14 protein-coding genes are annotated in these 13,425 nt (G+C 58.5%); 10 read left to right on the forward strand and 4 right to left on the reverse strand.

Going from position 1 to position 13,425, the window contains the following annotated elements; all coding sequences use genetic code 11:
- Window positions 1-49: 49 nt before the first annotated feature.
- Window positions 50-919, forward strand: a complete 870-nt coding sequence (locus SBC1_RS22050) for a DUF72 domain-containing protein (protein ID WP_165096270.1) — start codon at window positions 50-52, stop codon at window positions 917-919.
- Between the two features lie 14 nt (window positions 920-933).
- Here SBC1_RS22050 and SBC1_RS22055 read toward each other — a convergent pair whose 3' ends face one another.
- Window positions 934-1,815 (reverse strand): LysR family transcriptional regulator, encoded by an 882-nt coding sequence (locus SBC1_RS22055; protein ID WP_165096266.1) that lies wholly within the window; start codon window positions 1,813-1,815, stop codon window positions 934-936.
- 89 nt (window positions 1,816-1,904) lie between these two features.
- Between SBC1_RS22055 and SBC1_RS22060 the strand changes: the two genes are divergently transcribed.
- The 3 genes from SBC1_RS22060 (at window position 1,905) to SBC1_RS22070 (ending at window position 4,112) form a co-directional block, all read left to right on the forward strand.
- The gene (locus SBC1_RS22060; protein ID WP_165096261.1) at window positions 1,905-2,423 is read left to right on the forward strand and encodes a PACE efflux transporter; all 519 of its coding nucleotides are present in this window, start codon (window positions 1,905-1,907) and stop codon (window positions 2,421-2,423) included.
- Window positions 2,424-2,483: 60 nt separating this feature from the next.
- Window positions 2,484-3,425, forward strand: a complete 942-nt coding sequence (locus tag SBC1_RS22065; RefSeq protein WP_165096258.1) for a glycoside hydrolase family 6 protein — start codon at window positions 2,484-2,486, stop codon at window positions 3,423-3,425.
- A 447-nt stretch (window positions 3,426-3,872) separates the two neighbouring features.
- Window positions 3,873-4,112 (forward strand): HAMP domain-containing sensor histidine kinase, encoded by a 240-nt coding sequence (locus tag SBC1_RS22070; protein WP_241202237.1) that lies wholly within the window; start codon window positions 3,873-3,875, stop codon window positions 4,110-4,112.
- 49 nt (window positions 4,113-4,161) lie between these two features.
- Here the strand turns inward: SBC1_RS22070 and SBC1_RS22075 are convergent, their stop codons facing one another.
- From SBC1_RS22075 to SBC1_RS22085, 3 genes are all read right to left on the reverse strand, one after another.
- Window positions 4,162-4,872, reverse strand: a complete 711-nt coding sequence (locus tag SBC1_RS22075; protein WP_165096255.1) for a YceH family protein — start codon at window positions 4,870-4,872, stop codon at window positions 4,162-4,164.
- 144 nt (window positions 4,873-5,016) lie between these two features.
- The gene (locus SBC1_RS22080; RefSeq protein WP_165096251.1) at window positions 5,017-5,430 is read right to left on the reverse strand and encodes a DoxX family protein; all 414 of its coding nucleotides are present in this window, start codon (window positions 5,428-5,430) and stop codon (window positions 5,017-5,019) included.
- A 235-nt stretch (window positions 5,431-5,665) separates the two neighbouring features.
- Window positions 5,666-6,757: an alpha/beta fold hydrolase gene (locus SBC1_RS22085; protein WP_165096248.1), complete on the reverse strand. Its 1,092-nt coding sequence runs from the start codon at window positions 6,755-6,757 to the stop codon at window positions 5,666-5,668.
- Between the two features lie 129 nt (window positions 6,758-6,886).
- Here SBC1_RS22085 and SBC1_RS22090 point away from each other — a divergent pair, with 129 nt between their 5' ends.
- The 6 genes from SBC1_RS22090 to SBC1_RS22115 all read left to right on the forward strand — a co-directional run bounded on the left by SBC1_RS22090 (window position 6,887) and on the right by SBC1_RS22115 (window position 13,417).
- The gene (locus SBC1_RS22090; protein ID WP_165989012.1) at window positions 6,887-7,792 is read left to right on the forward strand and encodes a LysR family transcriptional regulator; all 906 of its coding nucleotides are present in this window, start codon (window positions 6,887-6,889) and stop codon (window positions 7,790-7,792) included.
- 282 nt (window positions 7,793-8,074) lie between these two features.
- A complete protein-coding gene (locus tag SBC1_RS22095) occupies window positions 8,075-8,704 on the forward strand; it encodes a TetR/AcrR family transcriptional regulator (protein ID WP_165101346.1) in 630 nt (209 codons plus the stop codon).
- Window positions 8,705-9,086: 382 nt separating this feature from the next.
- Window positions 9,087-9,749, forward strand: coding sequence for a DUF3313 domain-containing protein (locus tag SBC1_RS22100; protein ID WP_165096238.1), 663 nt, complete (start codon window positions 9,087-9,089; stop codon window positions 9,747-9,749).
- Window positions 9,750-9,919: 170 nt separating this feature from the next.
- Window positions 9,920-11,188 (forward strand): paraquat-inducible protein A, encoded by a 1,269-nt coding sequence (locus SBC1_RS22105; protein WP_165096234.1) that lies wholly within the window; start codon window positions 9,920-9,922, stop codon window positions 11,186-11,188.
- Window positions 11,181-12,806 carry an intermembrane transport protein PqiB gene (locus SBC1_RS22110; protein ID WP_165989014.1) on the forward strand — a complete coding sequence of 542 codons (1,626 nt, stop codon included), beginning with the start codon at window positions 11,181-11,183 and terminating at the stop codon, window positions 12,804-12,806. Before SBC1_RS22105 ends, SBC1_RS22110 begins: the two co-directional genes overlap by 8 nt.
- A complete protein-coding gene (locus tag SBC1_RS22115; RefSeq protein ID WP_165096225.1) occupies window positions 12,806-13,417 on the forward strand; it encodes a membrane integrity-associated transporter subunit PqiC in 612 nt (203 codons plus the stop codon). The genes SBC1_RS22110 and SBC1_RS22115 overlap by 1 nt, the downstream gene beginning before the upstream one ends.
- The last annotated feature ends 8 nt before the right edge of the window (window positions 13,418-13,425 follow it).

Consider the following 13,425-nt stretch of genomic DNA (forward strand, 5'->3'; position numbering starts at 1 on the left):
ACACTTGAGCGCATTGAGCGCATTGAGCGTACTGGGAGGGATCTCATTCATGGCAACCCGGAAGACGGCAGCTAAGGAGACGGCGGCTAAGAAGACTGTGGCTAAGGCGGGGAAGGCTGGGCAGATCAGGATCGGTATCGGCGGCTGGACCTTCGAACCGTGGCGCGGCACGTTCTATCCGGAAGGGCTCGTGCAAAAGCGTGAACTCGAATATGCAAGCCGGAAGCTGACCACGATCGAGATCAACGGCACGTTCTACGGCTCCCAAAAGCCCTCCACGTTCGCGAAGTGGCACGACGAAACCCCGGATGATTTTGTCTTCTCGCTAAAGGCCCCGCGTTTCGCAACGAACAGACGAGTGCTCGCGGAGGCTGGCGAATCCGTCGATCGTTTCCTTGCGAGCGGCGTGCTCGAATTGAAGAACAAGCTCGGTCCGATCAATTGGCAATTCGCCCCGACCAAGCAATTCGATGCGGACGACTTCGAAGCCTTCCTGAACCTGTTGCCCCATAAAGTCGATGGACATGAAATCCGGCATGCGCTCGAAGTGCGGCATGAGAGCTTCCGCGACGAAGCCTTCGTCGCCCTCGCGCGCAAACATGGTGTTGCCATCGTCATGGCGGGGGATTCAAAATATCCGCAGATCGCGGACGTAACGGCGAAGTTCGTCTATGCGCGCATCATGGGGACGACCGAGCAGTTTGCGCAGGGCTATGACGACAAAACGCTGGATCTATGGACTAAGCGTGCTCATGACTGGGCATCTGGCGGCACACCGAAGGGACTTGAAACGCTCGGCAAACCAGCCGCGGCGACTACGCCCCGAGACGTCTATTTATATGTGATCAGCGGCTTTAAGGCGCACAACCCGGCTGCGGGCATTGCCATGATCGAGAGACTAAGCGGCAGCAGCGCTTAGTGGATCACCAGGACCTACTTCGAATCGGTCTTTGCGCCGAGCGTTGTGAGTGCATCCAGCAACCAGTTCCCCGCGAGTCCTAGCGAAGCGCCCTTTAAACATAAGGCGTCGACCGCGACCAAGCGGGGCCACCCGCGCGCCGATAACTCCTTCAACGTTTTTGCGCCGAAACGATCGGCAACCCACCGTGGCAACTCGGTCCACCCGAAGCCCAACTCTGCCATTTCCAGCAGGAGCAAATAACTATCGGCAGACCAGACTCGCACGCTTCTCTGATGCTCGCCCGGCTTCACGCCCGTGGTAATTCGCAATTCACGGTGCTTGGCGAGCTTTTCCATTGTCAGATCCGGAACACCGCTTAAAGGATGTCCAGTCGCCACGAACAATGCCAGCTCCGACGATTCCGCCAGCCTGATTGAGCGGATATCGGGAGGATAGCCGGGCTGTGCCGCGACTACGCCTAGCTCTGCGCGGCGCTCCTGCACCAGCGAAACCACGTCTTCGTCCTCCTTGACCAGGCACTCAAGTTCGACCGTGGGGAACCGCTTTTCGAATGCCACGAGCAGCTTCTCATAATGAGGAGGCTGGTACGTGTTGGAGATGGCCAAACTCAAGCTAGGCTCCAACCCCGCACTTAGGCGTGCGGCCGCTTGAATCAGGCGGTCGTGCGCCTCAAGGGTCTCGCGGGCATTGGCAAGCAGCGCTTCGCCATGCGCGGTAAGACGTGGCTTTCGGGTGGTTCGATCAAAGAGCGCGACGGCGAGGTCAATTTCCATGTCCGCGATGATCGTGCTGACAGTCGATTGACTGCGCCCCAGTTTTCTCGCGGCTGCCGAGAAAGAGCCCGCGGCGGCGGCCTCCGAAAACACAATCAATGCGTCGATAGAAGCGACCATGATCTATCTGAATTCCCGATAGTAAGCAACTTGGGATATTAAGGGCGACCCCTGAAAATGGCAACCGTCCATTCAAAAGTGAGGTCGACATGGCCACGCAACGCAGCCTATATGAACGCATATTCCAGGTACTTCTCTTCGAAGGACTTGCCATCGGTATTTTTTCTCCCGTCCTGTCATGGATCGTCGACAAACCTCTGGGTGACGCCATGGCCCTCACCGTTGCAATTTCGATCATCGCCATGGTGTGGGGGTTTGCGTTCAACTCTTTCTTCGGTATCCTTATTTCCCATGCGTCAAGCAAGGTCCAGAAGTGGAAGCGAGTTATTCATGCCCTCGGTTTCGAGACGGGCCTGGTCCTGATAGCGGTCCCCTTGTCCGCATGGTGGCTGCAAATGACGTTTGTTCAGGCACTGCTAATGGATCTCGGACTATTGCTCGTTTTCCTTCCGTACACGTTCTGTTTTTATTGGGCGTATGACATGCTAAGGCAGCGTTTGGTTCGAGCACCCCTTAGGCCAAGTACTTTACGCCCGCATAAGACTTTGATCGCTGAGCGCCCGTCGCAATACGCTCCGGCTAGATCGGCGAAAACAACCGGCCCGTGACAGTGAAAGATTCAAGTTAGTGTTTCAACGACTCTCCCGTCCCTCGGAAATGAACTGAACATGCTCATCAGACACTCTCTTGTTATCGCGGTGCTGATTTTTCTGGGCGTTACGCAAGCGCGTGCGGACGCCGGGTTTTACGTCGATCCCGACTCTAGTCCTGCGTTGTGGGTGCGAGCGCATCAAGCGGACCCGCGTGCGCCACGCATTGCAGAGTCGATTGCCAACGTACCCATGGCGCGCTGGTTCGGCAACTGGAGCGGCGACGTGCACAGGGCGGTCAAGCGCTTTGTCGACAAGGCGAACACCACCCACCGCGAACCCATCCTGGTCGCCTACAACATCCCTCATCGCGACTGCGGAGGGGCATCGGCGGGCGGCGTGGACGACGCCTCCGCTTATCGCGTCTGGATAGATTCGTTCTCGCGCGGCCTGGGCAACCGCCGTGCGATTGTCATTCTCGAGCCGGATTCAACCGCGCAACTAGACTGCTTCAAGACCGATGCCGAACGCGACGAGCGGCTCGGCCTGCTGCGTTATGCGGTCTCGCGTTTTCGCCTCAACGCACCGGCCACGGACGTCTATCTCGACGGCGGAAACGCACATTGGATTCCTGCAGCAACCATGGCGGCTCGGCTCAACGCTGCTGGTTTGAGCGAGGCGAAAGGCTTCGCATTGAACGTATCCAATTTCTACACGACCGAGGAATCGGCGGCTTACGCTAACTCCGTGAATGCCGCCTTGGCGGCGCAATTCGGCTATAGCAAGCCATTCGTTGTCGATACAAGTCGTAACGGCCGGGGTTCGGATGGCCAGTGGTGCAATCCTCCCGGCAGGATGATCGGTGAACACACGAGCGGCACGAGTGGCGCCTCGGGCGCCATGCTGCCGGTATGGATCAAGGTCCCGGGAAATTCCGACGGCCCTTGCGGGTCCGCGCCCACATCGCCAGCCGGCGCGTTCAGCCCGGAGCTGGCGATGCGGCTCATCAACGGCGACTAAGGGCGAGGGCGTGCCGGTTCCCTGTCCGCTAGCCGTTATTCGAAGACCAGGGACGCGTCAACGTCGGATTCCACCTGTCGAGCACCCGCTTGCCAGCACTGCTTGCGGGAAAGTGCTGAAAGAATCACCAAGACGCCGTAGCACGGCCCCGGTTTGCATCGTTTATAGTCGCTTCGATTGCAGCTTACAAAGCTCATCAAGAGCGCATCCAGGCGTAAGCCATGTCCAACCGCGAAACCCGCATCCTTCTAGTCGACGACGACGCCGCGCTGCGCGACTTGCTGAAGGCATTTTTCGATGAACGCGGCGTCTCGGTCACGTTTCGCGAAGACGTACGCGACCTGAATCAGGTGGTGTTGCGCGAACGCGCTCTTCGTACTCGACCTGAAGGCGGGCGACGACTTCCGCCTGCCTGCCGTGGAACTGGACCGGATACTCTCAAACCTCGTGGAAAACGCGTTCACGTACGGTGCGCCGCCGCTTTGCATTGCGACGTCACGCCATGACGGGCGTGACCGCCTGAGTGTGCGCGATCATGGCAAGGGCATGCCCGAAGCCCATTTCGCGCGTGCGCTAAGGCCCTTCGTACGAATCGATCCCGCTCGCGGCGGCGACCTGTCCATGCACAATGCGGACGGCAGCGGCCTCGTCGTCGTGCTCGACTTCCCCTTGCGCGCACGCGCATGACACCGCTGCGGCGTGGGTTATGCCGTTGTCCATGCGCATCACGTAAGACTCACGACTGCTCACCCGTTTTATCGAGCGTGATGCCCAGTTCGGCTGCCATCTGTTCGACCATCGTCCGCAGGCGGACCAGCTCCTCGCCGAGGCGCTTGTGATCGGCTTTAAGAATCTCGAACTCGGTGTACGAAACGGAATCGTCTACAGCGCCGCTGGCCGACGCTTCGCTCACACTCACGCTCACCTCGCCGCATAACAAATGCGCCCAGCGGCTTTCGCGCTCGCCCGGCGTGCGCGGCAGCTTCACGACACGCGGCGGCTCGTTGGCGGCGAGTTCATCGAGGAACGCCTCAACCGACGAGATATCAGCGAAGCCATGCAGGCGTGCAGCATTCAGGCGTAGCTCGGCTGCAGTCTGAGGCCCGCGCAGCATGAGCGTGGTGAGCAACGCGGCGGCTTGGCTCGGGATGCCCAATACGCGGTTCATGTTGTGCTCGAAGCGCGGCACGCGGCTGCTGCTGCCTTCGAATACCAGGCTCAGGCGCTTCAGGTCGTCGACTGTCGTGAGGACATCGGCGTCGGTGACGTTCATCACCGGGGAGCGGGCGGTCTTCTGGTTGCAACCGGATGTCAGCGCATTGACCGACAGCGGATAAGCATCAGGAACCGTGTGCTGTTTTTCGACGAGTACGGCCAGCACGCGCGCCTCGAGCGGCGTCAGGGTGCGCATGGGCGGGCGTGAGGGAGCAGCGGGAGTGGAGTTCATGCTTGACGTCGCTGGGTGCAGATACGGGTATTCGGACCGGGCGTTAAGCCGGGCGGAGGATGTCTGTAGGCGCTTAACCAGCCCTTTGAAGAGCACTATGATATCCGCCCTGCCCTGTCCCGAGAATACGCGGTGATGACGCAGTTACTTTCGATCGAGCGAATACTTCCCTGCCCCGGTCACGCACAACAGCAGCAGGCCGCCCATGATGCTGATGTTCTTGTAGAAGTTGATCATGTTGGCCATATGCGCGTCGCCGGTCATGGTCCAGAAGCGGTGTCCTATGAGCGCCGTGCCCAGCGTGTACAACGCGAAGAGAAGCGCGAGCGGCCGGGTGTAGAAGCCGATCACAATGGCAATGCCGACAAAAAACTCCATGACGATCGCGATGATGGCGGAGAGCGTGGGGAACGGTGCGCCTTCGGTGGCCATGTAACCGACCGTGCCCGAAAACCCTGTCAACTTGCTCCAACCGAAGATCACGAAGAGGATCATGAGCAGCACGCGCGCGATCAGAATCAATTCGTCTTTACGTTGCTCGAACAGGGTGTATCGCATGATGGCGTTCCTTTGGAAAGAGCACGACCGTACACGGGATTGGGGCGCTCAACGGGCGCCAGTCGAACAGTAGCATCGCTATGTCGCAGTCAGCAAACGGCAGGATTGTTTCGATAAGGCAGCGAAGCAGCGGCAAGCACAATGATTGCGGAATGCGAAAAGCCAGGCGGCTCAAGGCGACCTGGCGTTACTGCTTAGTTACCGCGTACTCTGCAGCCGGCAACAAGCCAACGGCCTAGCTCACCGCCCGCGTTGCTGCAGACCACGTGGAAATCTCAGGCGGTTTCGACAGCATTTGACCTAACCTTGCCATGTCGCCGCGCTCCGTTCGCCATGCGATGTATGTCTTGAACGCCGCTTCATTTTCCCACTCTTCGACAAACAGAATAGCGTTGACGGTCTCGACATTGTGGAATGCGCGAACCGACCGTACGCCCGGAGCAGACGATGTCTCGCGCATCAACTCAGGTAGTCCGCCGATAAAATCCGCCGCATGGTCATCCTTCACTTTCATCAGCAACGTGACCGTGATTGCGTCACCGCTGGCACGCTCGAGCTTATCGACAAATTCGCGGATGATCCCCGCAACGCCCACCGGCGATTCAAGCGGTGACAAGTGACCGGTACCGGGCAACACGCGCATGACCGCATGGGGAATGCGAGTGAGCAATTCCGCTTCGAGGATCGCGGTCCCGTCGATACGATCAAGCTCCCCGGCAATCACAATGGTCGGTACATCGATCGCGGCGACGTCGAGCGTAATGTCTTCCTGACTAGTGGACCGGGGCCAAGCCAACTTCGCTTGAGGCGCGCCACGAAGGCTATCTTCAATCACCTGTTCCCGGTGCTTCGGGCTCAGCGGCTTGGCGGTCAGCATCTGGTCTATCGCCATGCCGACCGACTCCCGCGAGAGGTAAGCGCCTTCCATTGACGCGCGCACCTCAGCCGGCAACGCCAGCGGCACGGGTGGAGACGGCGCAACCAGCACAAGCCCGGCGAGCCCTTGCGGGCGACGCGACGCGAGCAACTGCGCAATCTTGCCGCCCATCGAATGGCCGACCAATATGAACCGCTGCAAATTCATTGCGGCAATCATGTGCTGCGCGTCGTCCGCGAAGTCGGCGAGTGCATATCCGGCAGACGGCGCGTCCGAGTCGCCCCAACCCCGAAGATCGGGTGCGATGGTCCTGTATTCAGCCGGAAGCGCGGCAATCACGTCATCCCACGTGCGCGACGAGCCTCCCCAGTAATGCAGGAAAACAACCGGTAGCGTGCCGTTGCCCTGATCCTTGACGTGAATCTGTATACCGTTCGATGCTATTTTCATCGCCCTTCTCCTTGATATCGGCGGTTTGACCGCTGTCGGCCAAACTCACAAGGCCATGTTAGATTAGCGAATAAGAGGCGATAATCCCTGCTTTGTTATCAGCATCCAATCATCTGGCTATCGAATAAAATGGACCGCTTTGCATGCATCGCCGTGTTTGCGGCCGCCATTGACGAAGGCAGTCTCGTGGCCGCCGGCAAGCGTTTTGGCTTGTCCGCTTCCATGGCGGGCAAATACGTCAGCGCGCTCGAAGCCGAGTTGAACGTGCGCCTGCTTCATCGCAGCACGCGCAGCTTGAGCCTGACGGACGCGGGGCGCACGTACTACGTCCGGTGCCAGCGTATTCTCGAAGAGTTCGACGATGCCAACCGGGAAGCGAGCGACGCGCACAGCACAGTGCGCGGCACCTTGCGGGTCGCCGCGCCGGTCACGTTCGGGAGCCTGCATATGGGCGAGGTCGTCACGCGCTATCTTGACGATCATCCTCATGTCAGCATTGAAGTCTCGCTCGACGATCGTTATGTCGACCTGCAAAGCGCGGGCATCGACGTCGCTATTCGCATTGGCAAACTGCCCGACTCTGATCTCGTCGCCCGGCGTCTTGCACCCTGCCGCATGGCAATCTGCGCGTCGCCGGCATACCTAAGCCGCGAAGGCATGCCTAAAGATCCCGAAGACCTCCGGCGTGCACCTCGTCTGGCGTTCAATGAAGCGGTATCGGTTCCTGAGTGGACACTGACGGATAAAAAGAATCGCGACCATGTGATCGACGGACCGCTTCGGATGCAGGCCAATAACATGCAGATGCTGCTCTCGGCGGTGCTCGCGGGCGTTGGGATTGCGTATGGTCCGACCTTCGTTTTTGGGCAGGATATCAAGGCTGGAAAGTTGATCAAGTTGCTGCCCGACTATAGAACCGCCGAGCTGACCATCAACGCGGTTTATCCGATTGCGCGCTATGTGCCGTCGAAGGTTCGTCAGTTCATCGATTACCTTGCCGACGCTTATCGCGATGAACCTCCGTGGGATCGCTGACGCTTGCATAATGACGCCCCATGCGCGATAGCTGCGTGATGACCGATGTAAAGTTCAAGCGCAGAGGTCGCTTCAAAAGTATGCGAAGCTACGGCTGGCACTGACGGCATTGGCATCATCCGCAGGGGCAACTTGACCAACAAGCCGTTACGCTTATCCGATGTCAGAAATGGCGGCAGCCGTCCCTTCGCGGAAGAAAGAACAACAACGCTGGAGCAACCACTCATGCTCTTGCGATTTTTTTGCGGTTGCGTGAACACGTATCTGCTCTTGAGAGAATTTATGGACAATCCAACCCGCTCGGAACGCTCCCGTGCAGCGGCCATCCAGGCGGCGCTCACCATCATCTCCCGCGATGGCCCTGGCCAGCTCACGTTCGACGCCATTTCGCGCGAAAGTGGTATCAGCAAGGGCGGTCTGATGCATCAGTTCCAGACAAAAGGAAACGTGCTGAAAGCGCTCCTCGAGTACCGCACAGAGTATTTCGAGAGCTTCTCCCGAGACTACCTGGCGAAGATCGATCCGGAAGAACCCAACCCCACGCTGTTGACGCAGATCGCGACAACCCGCGAATCCATGACCCAGCAGAACCCGGTCGGCCATGCCATTCTGGCGGCTCTCGTGGAAGATCCCGCGCTAATGACCTCCGTTCGCGAAGCAGATGCAAAAAGGATCAAACGCATCAAGGCCGAAGCGGCCGACCCGGAGCTGGCCTTGTTGCGTTTGGAAGCAGCAAGAGGTCTCGCGTTGAGCGCCTTGCTCGGACTCTGTCCACTCTCCGACAAGGAGCGAGCCCGTTTGTTCGATCGCCTGCTGGACGAGCGTCAGTGGACATCTTCTTCTGAAGCCCCCAAAAAACCGCGCTCCGTGCGGGCTTCACGCAGCGCCAACCCCAGCGATCAAAACGCCTGATCACGGCTTATCCGCCGGGTGACAAGCCCGGTGGATATTGCCCGGTTCCGGAAAACATTCCGGATAGTCCGTCGATCTCCAACAAGCCCGCCCTGGCCTTTCTCGCAATGAGAAACGCCGCGTGACCAGGCAGAGGATTGCCACCGTCCATCCCAAGGTATCCACAAACGAGCTGCGCGAAGCGACTGCCCCATTTGCGTGCGCCCGTAACGAAAATGTCATGCTGGTGAAGCCCGATACATTCAGCGGTTTACTTTGCAAACAAACCGCCTGGTCGGTTTACATTAATTTTATCCGGTGTTAGGCTAGCGCCACACATGAGCTGTCATGTCTGAACCTTGTCCTTGAAACGACGTGCGCCGCAACCGAACCGGAGATATAAATGATCAAATCGATCAATTCGCGGCACTTGTTGCTCGCTGCTATTTGTGCAACTTTAGTGGGCTGCGCTAGCGTGCAGCCTGTCGCGTACTCTGGAATTGAATCGTCATCCTATCTAAAACCTGATCCACAGGATAAGACAGGCCGGGTGCCGTATCGCTACTCAACTCAGGTGGATTGGCAGCAGTACCGGAGATTCATCATCGATCCGGTCGTGGTTTATCGAGGCGCAGACAACCAGTTTGGCGACATGAAGGATGCAGACAAAGCGTCCCTCGCCAGCTATATGCAGACGAAGTTCGCGGAAAAACTGCAGACCCGTTTCGAGTTGGCGAATGCTCCAGGGCCAAACACGCTACGTGTCAAGCTTACGCTGACAGGCGCGGCGACAACCACACCGGTTATTGGCACTCTCTCGCGGTTCGACATTGCAGGCGGCATTTACAACGGAGTGCAAACCGCTCGCGGCAAGGAAGGCGCGCTCACCGGCTCTGTGATCTACGCCGTCGAGATCTATGACGCCTCGACCAATCGCCTTCTCAGCGCTTACGTGTCAAAACAGTATCCGAACCCGTACAACATTGGCGCGAGCGTCGGGTCGCTGAACGCGTCGAAGACCGGGATCGAGAAGGGAGCCGACGCGCTGGTTGCGCAACTTAAATGAACCCGGATAGCGGACAAACGGAGCGCGTTTAAGCATCGTATGCCCAGCAACTTCTCGAAGGCGGTCAGCAACGCCGCTTCTCGTTAAGTTAGCCGATCTCTGCGGCGATCACACCAACACAGCCGCGCTAGTCGGATAAAAGGGTATGCGCCCGCCAGCGGATGTCGAAGATGAATGAAGCCAACTTAATCGCGTGTCACGAATGTGATCTGCTCCAGTGGGAGACGGCGCTAGCGGACGGGGGCACTGCTAGCTGCCAACGATGCGGCGCCACCCTCTACCGCAGCCTGCCTGCCACATTCGATCGCGCACTGGCGCTCACCGTGGCTGCAGCCATCCTGTTCGCGGTCGCGAACTGTTTTCCGGTCATCGGGCTTTGGGTCAACGGAACGCTTATCGAAACCACGTTGTTCGGCGCGGCTTCATCGCTCTATGCAGATGGCATGTGGCCCATAGCAGGCCTTGTCTTTGTAACTACCATCCTGATGCCGTCCCTGAATATAGCAGCGGTGATTTATCTGCTCCTGCCCTTGCGTATGGGCGGTTTCCCCCGGAAGCCCGAGATCGTTCTTCGTTTGCTGCGACACGTCGCGCCCTGGGGAATGATCGAAGTACTTATGCTTGGCCTGCTGGTAGCGCTCGTCAAACTCCAGCACATCGCAACCGTTGTCCCTGGTGTCGCGATCTGGGCATTCGGCGCGGTGATGGTGCTGCTCGCGGCAGCAGCCGTGACGTTTAATCCACGGGCGATATGGGCGCGGCTCGGCAATGTGCAGCACGACGGCGATGTGTCACAAGCGGCCAACGCAAACTCCACGGCGGCTACCGCCGCGCGCGCCGGCTTCTTCATTTGTCACGACTGCGGCTTGCTCTCGAAGCCGCCTGCGCACGCGCACAGCGCAAGTTGCCCGCGCTGTGACGCAGCGCTGCATCTGCGCAAGCCAGACAGTCTCAAGCGCACCTGGGCTTTCATCGTGGCGGCCATGATCCTGTATATACCCGCGATTCTCTTGCCGGTCATGGTCACCAGTACTTTATTCGGCGCGCAATCCGACACCATCCTGAGTGGCGTTGTCTATCTCTGGACCACGGGATCGTGGTTGCTTGCCGCTATCGTTTTCATTGCGAGTGTCATGGTGCCCATGCTCAAGATCTTGTCATTAACCTATCTCGCGTGGAGCACGCAGTTGTGCTCGCCCCTGATCCCGCGTCAACGAACCCGCATTTACCGGACGGTTGAGTTTGTCGGCCGCTGGTCGATGCTCGATATCTACGTCATCACCATCCTGGTGGCCCTTGTGCAATTTGGTTCGGTTGCAACCATTGAAGCAGGTCCCGGCGCCATCGCATTTGGCGCCGTCATCGTGCTGACCATGTTCGCTGCGTTGTCATTCGACCCGCGGCTTATATGGGACGCAGTGGAGCTGGAGAATGAATAAGGTACCGGGAGAGGAGAAACGCGAGGCGGTGCCCGGCTTTCCCACAGCGGTTGCCGCAAGACGTTCGAAGTGGCGCATGCAGCTTGTGTGGTTGGTGCCGCTCGTTGCCGTCCTGATAGCCGGCTGGCTGGCGGTGCAATCCATCATGCAAAAAGGCCCGACCATCACCATCAGCTTTTCCACCGGCGAGGGGATTGAGGCCGGCAAGACAAAGATCAAGTTCAAGAATGTCGATATTGGCACGATCAAAAGCGTGACGCTCTCGGACGATCACAAGACGGTACTCGCAAGTGCGGAGATGTCCCGCAACGCGTCCAGCATGCTGGTTGACGACACGCGCTTCTGGGTCGTTCGACCGCGCATCTCGGGCGGCACCGTCTCGGGCATAGGGACATTGCTGTCTGGTTCGCACATTGGCATGGACGTTGGCACGGCCAAAAAGGCCCGTAGCGATTTTGTGGGGCTGGAGTCGCCGCCGGTACTTGCATCCGGCGCTCCGGGGCGGGAGTTCGTGCTTAAAAGTGAAAACCTGGGATCACTCGACATAGGTTCACCGGTCTTCTTCAGGCGGCTTCAGGTGGGTCAGATTGTTTCGTATGCGCTCGATCCCAGCGGCAAGGGAATGACCTTGCACGTGTTCGTCAATGCGCCTTACGACAAGTACGTAACGAACGACACCCGCTTCTGGCATGCAAGCGGCGTTGATGTCTCGTTGGACACGACCGGCGTGAAGATCAACACCGAGTCGTTGGTATCCATCCTGATAGGTGGCCTCGCCTTCGAGGATCCACCCGACACGACCAACAAGATCGAAGCAGATGCACGGCACCAGTACGCACTGTTCGCCGATCGAGCCGAGGCCATGAAGCGGCATGACGCAATCGTCGATAAATACGTACTGAACTTCAAGGAGTCCGTTCGCGGGTTGACCGTGGGTGCGCCCATCGACTTCCGGGGGATCGTCATTGGTGAGGTTTCCGCGATCAAGACGCACTTCGATACGGCGAAGAAGGAATTCAGCATACCCGTCGAGGTCAGCATTTTTCCCGAGCGCCTGATCGAGAGCGAGGACTCGGAAAACAGCAGTGCACATATTCCGGCGGAACGAAAAGAGTTTGCGGACTACCTGGTATCAAAAGGACTGAGAGCGCAATTGAGGACCGCGAGCCTGCTTACCGGGCAACTGTATGTGGCTATCGATTTCTTCCCCGCTGCTCCCAAGGCTACCATGGACTGGAGTAAAAAAACGCCGCAATTGCCAACGGTGCCGGGTAATCTGCAGGGCTTGCAGAACTCCATCACGAGTCTTGTCGCGAAGCTCAACAAGATTCCGTTTGAGGGGATCAGCAACGACCTGCGCAAGACGCTGGGCGACGCGGACGTGCTGGTGAATACGATCAATACCGATCTGGCGCCTGAAGCAAAATTGACACTGGCTTCGGCTCGCGAAGCGCTCACGTCCGCAAATCGTGCGTTGCAAAGCGACTCGCCGCTGCAACAAAGCACCACCGAGACCATGCGCGAGTTGTCACGAACCGCAGCCGCGTTCCGCTCGCTAGCGGAGTATCTCGAACGCCATCCGGAAGCGCTGATCCGTGGCAAGACCGAGGACAAGTAATGCGCTATTTCCCGATTTGCTTGACCACGATCGCGCTGTGCTTCTTGGCGGGATGCGCAACGTCCCCGGCGTCGAAGTTCTACACGTTGAGCACTATTCCGGTTGTTAAACAATCCGCGGACGCGGGGCAGGTTCTAATCGCGATAGATCCGGTTGCGGTCCCCGAACTGGTCGATCGATCGCAAATAGTCACCAGGGTGGATGCGAACCGCGTGTCTATCGACGAGTTCGCTCGCTGGGCCGAGCCGTTGAAGAGTCAGATTCCCCGTGTATTAGCGGTGGATCTTGCACAGTTCATTCCGGGAGCGATCGTGTCCATCTACCCGCAACGCGTAGACGATAACGCCTACCGTGTCTCGGTTGATGTACAGAGCTTCGATGCATCAACGAACGGTGCGGTCACGCTGGCTGTGATCTGGTCGGTACGTCCGCCCAACCTCGGGGAGAAAGTGAGCGGACGCACGGTGGTACAGGAGACCGCGGATGGACCCGGCTACGACGCGCTGGTGAAGGCGCATAGCCGGGCTCTTGCATCGGTGGCGAGTGATATAGCCGTAGCCATGCATTCGACCATGCTCGCAATTTCAAACAGACAGAGCGATTACCGCTGAATTTAACA

The sequence above is a fragment of the Caballeronia sp. SBC1 genome (assembly GCF_011493005.1).
Lineage (GTDB): Bacteria > Pseudomonadota > Gammaproteobacteria > Burkholderiales > Burkholderiaceae > Caballeronia.

Coding starts and splice junctions, on each gene's coding strand:
- SBC1_RS22100 (WP_165096238.1), top strand. CDS start 9,087: ATGATCAAATCGATCAATTCGCGGCACTTGTTGCTCGCTGCTATTTGT.
- SBC1_RS22105 (WP_165096234.1), top strand. CDS start 9,920: ATGAATGAAGCCAACTTAATCGCGTGTCACGAATGTGATCTGCTCCAG.
- SBC1_RS22095 (WP_165101346.1), top strand. CDS start 8,075: ATGGACAATCCAACCCGCTCGGAACGCTCCCGTGCAGCGGCCATCCAG.
- SBC1_RS22065 (WP_165096258.1), top strand. CDS start 2,484: ATGCTCATCAGACACTCTCTTGTTATCGCGGTGCTGATTTTTCTGGGC.
- SBC1_RS22085 (WP_165096248.1), bottom strand. CDS start 6,757: ATGAAAATAGCATCGAACGGTATACAGATTCACGTCAAGGATCAGGGC.
- SBC1_RS22055 (WP_165096266.1), bottom strand. CDS start 1,815: ATGGTCGCTTCTATCGACGCATTGATTGTGTTTTCGGAGGCCGCCGCC.
- SBC1_RS22110 (WP_165989014.1), top strand. CDS start 11,181: ATGAATAAGGTACCGGGAGAGGAGAAACGCGAGGCGGTGCCCGGCTTT.
- SBC1_RS22075 (WP_165096255.1), bottom strand. CDS start 4,872: ATGAACTCCACTCCCGCTGCTCCCTCACGCCCGCCCATGCGCACCCTG.
- SBC1_RS22115 (WP_165096225.1), top strand. CDS start 12,806: ATGCGCTATTTCCCGATTTGCTTGACCACGATCGCGCTGTGCTTCTTG.
- SBC1_RS22080 (WP_165096251.1), bottom strand. CDS start 5,430: ATGCGATACACCCTGTTCGAGCAACGTAAAGACGAATTGATTCTGATC.
- SBC1_RS22060 (WP_165096261.1), top strand. CDS start 1,905: ATGGCCACGCAACGCAGCCTATATGAACGCATATTCCAGGTACTTCTC.
- SBC1_RS22090 (WP_165989012.1), top strand. CDS start 6,887: ATGGACCGCTTTGCATGCATCGCCGTGTTTGCGGCCGCCATTGACGAA.
- SBC1_RS22050 (WP_165096270.1), top strand. CDS start 50: ATGGCAACCCGGAAGACGGCAGCTAAGGAGACGGCGGCTAAGAAGACT.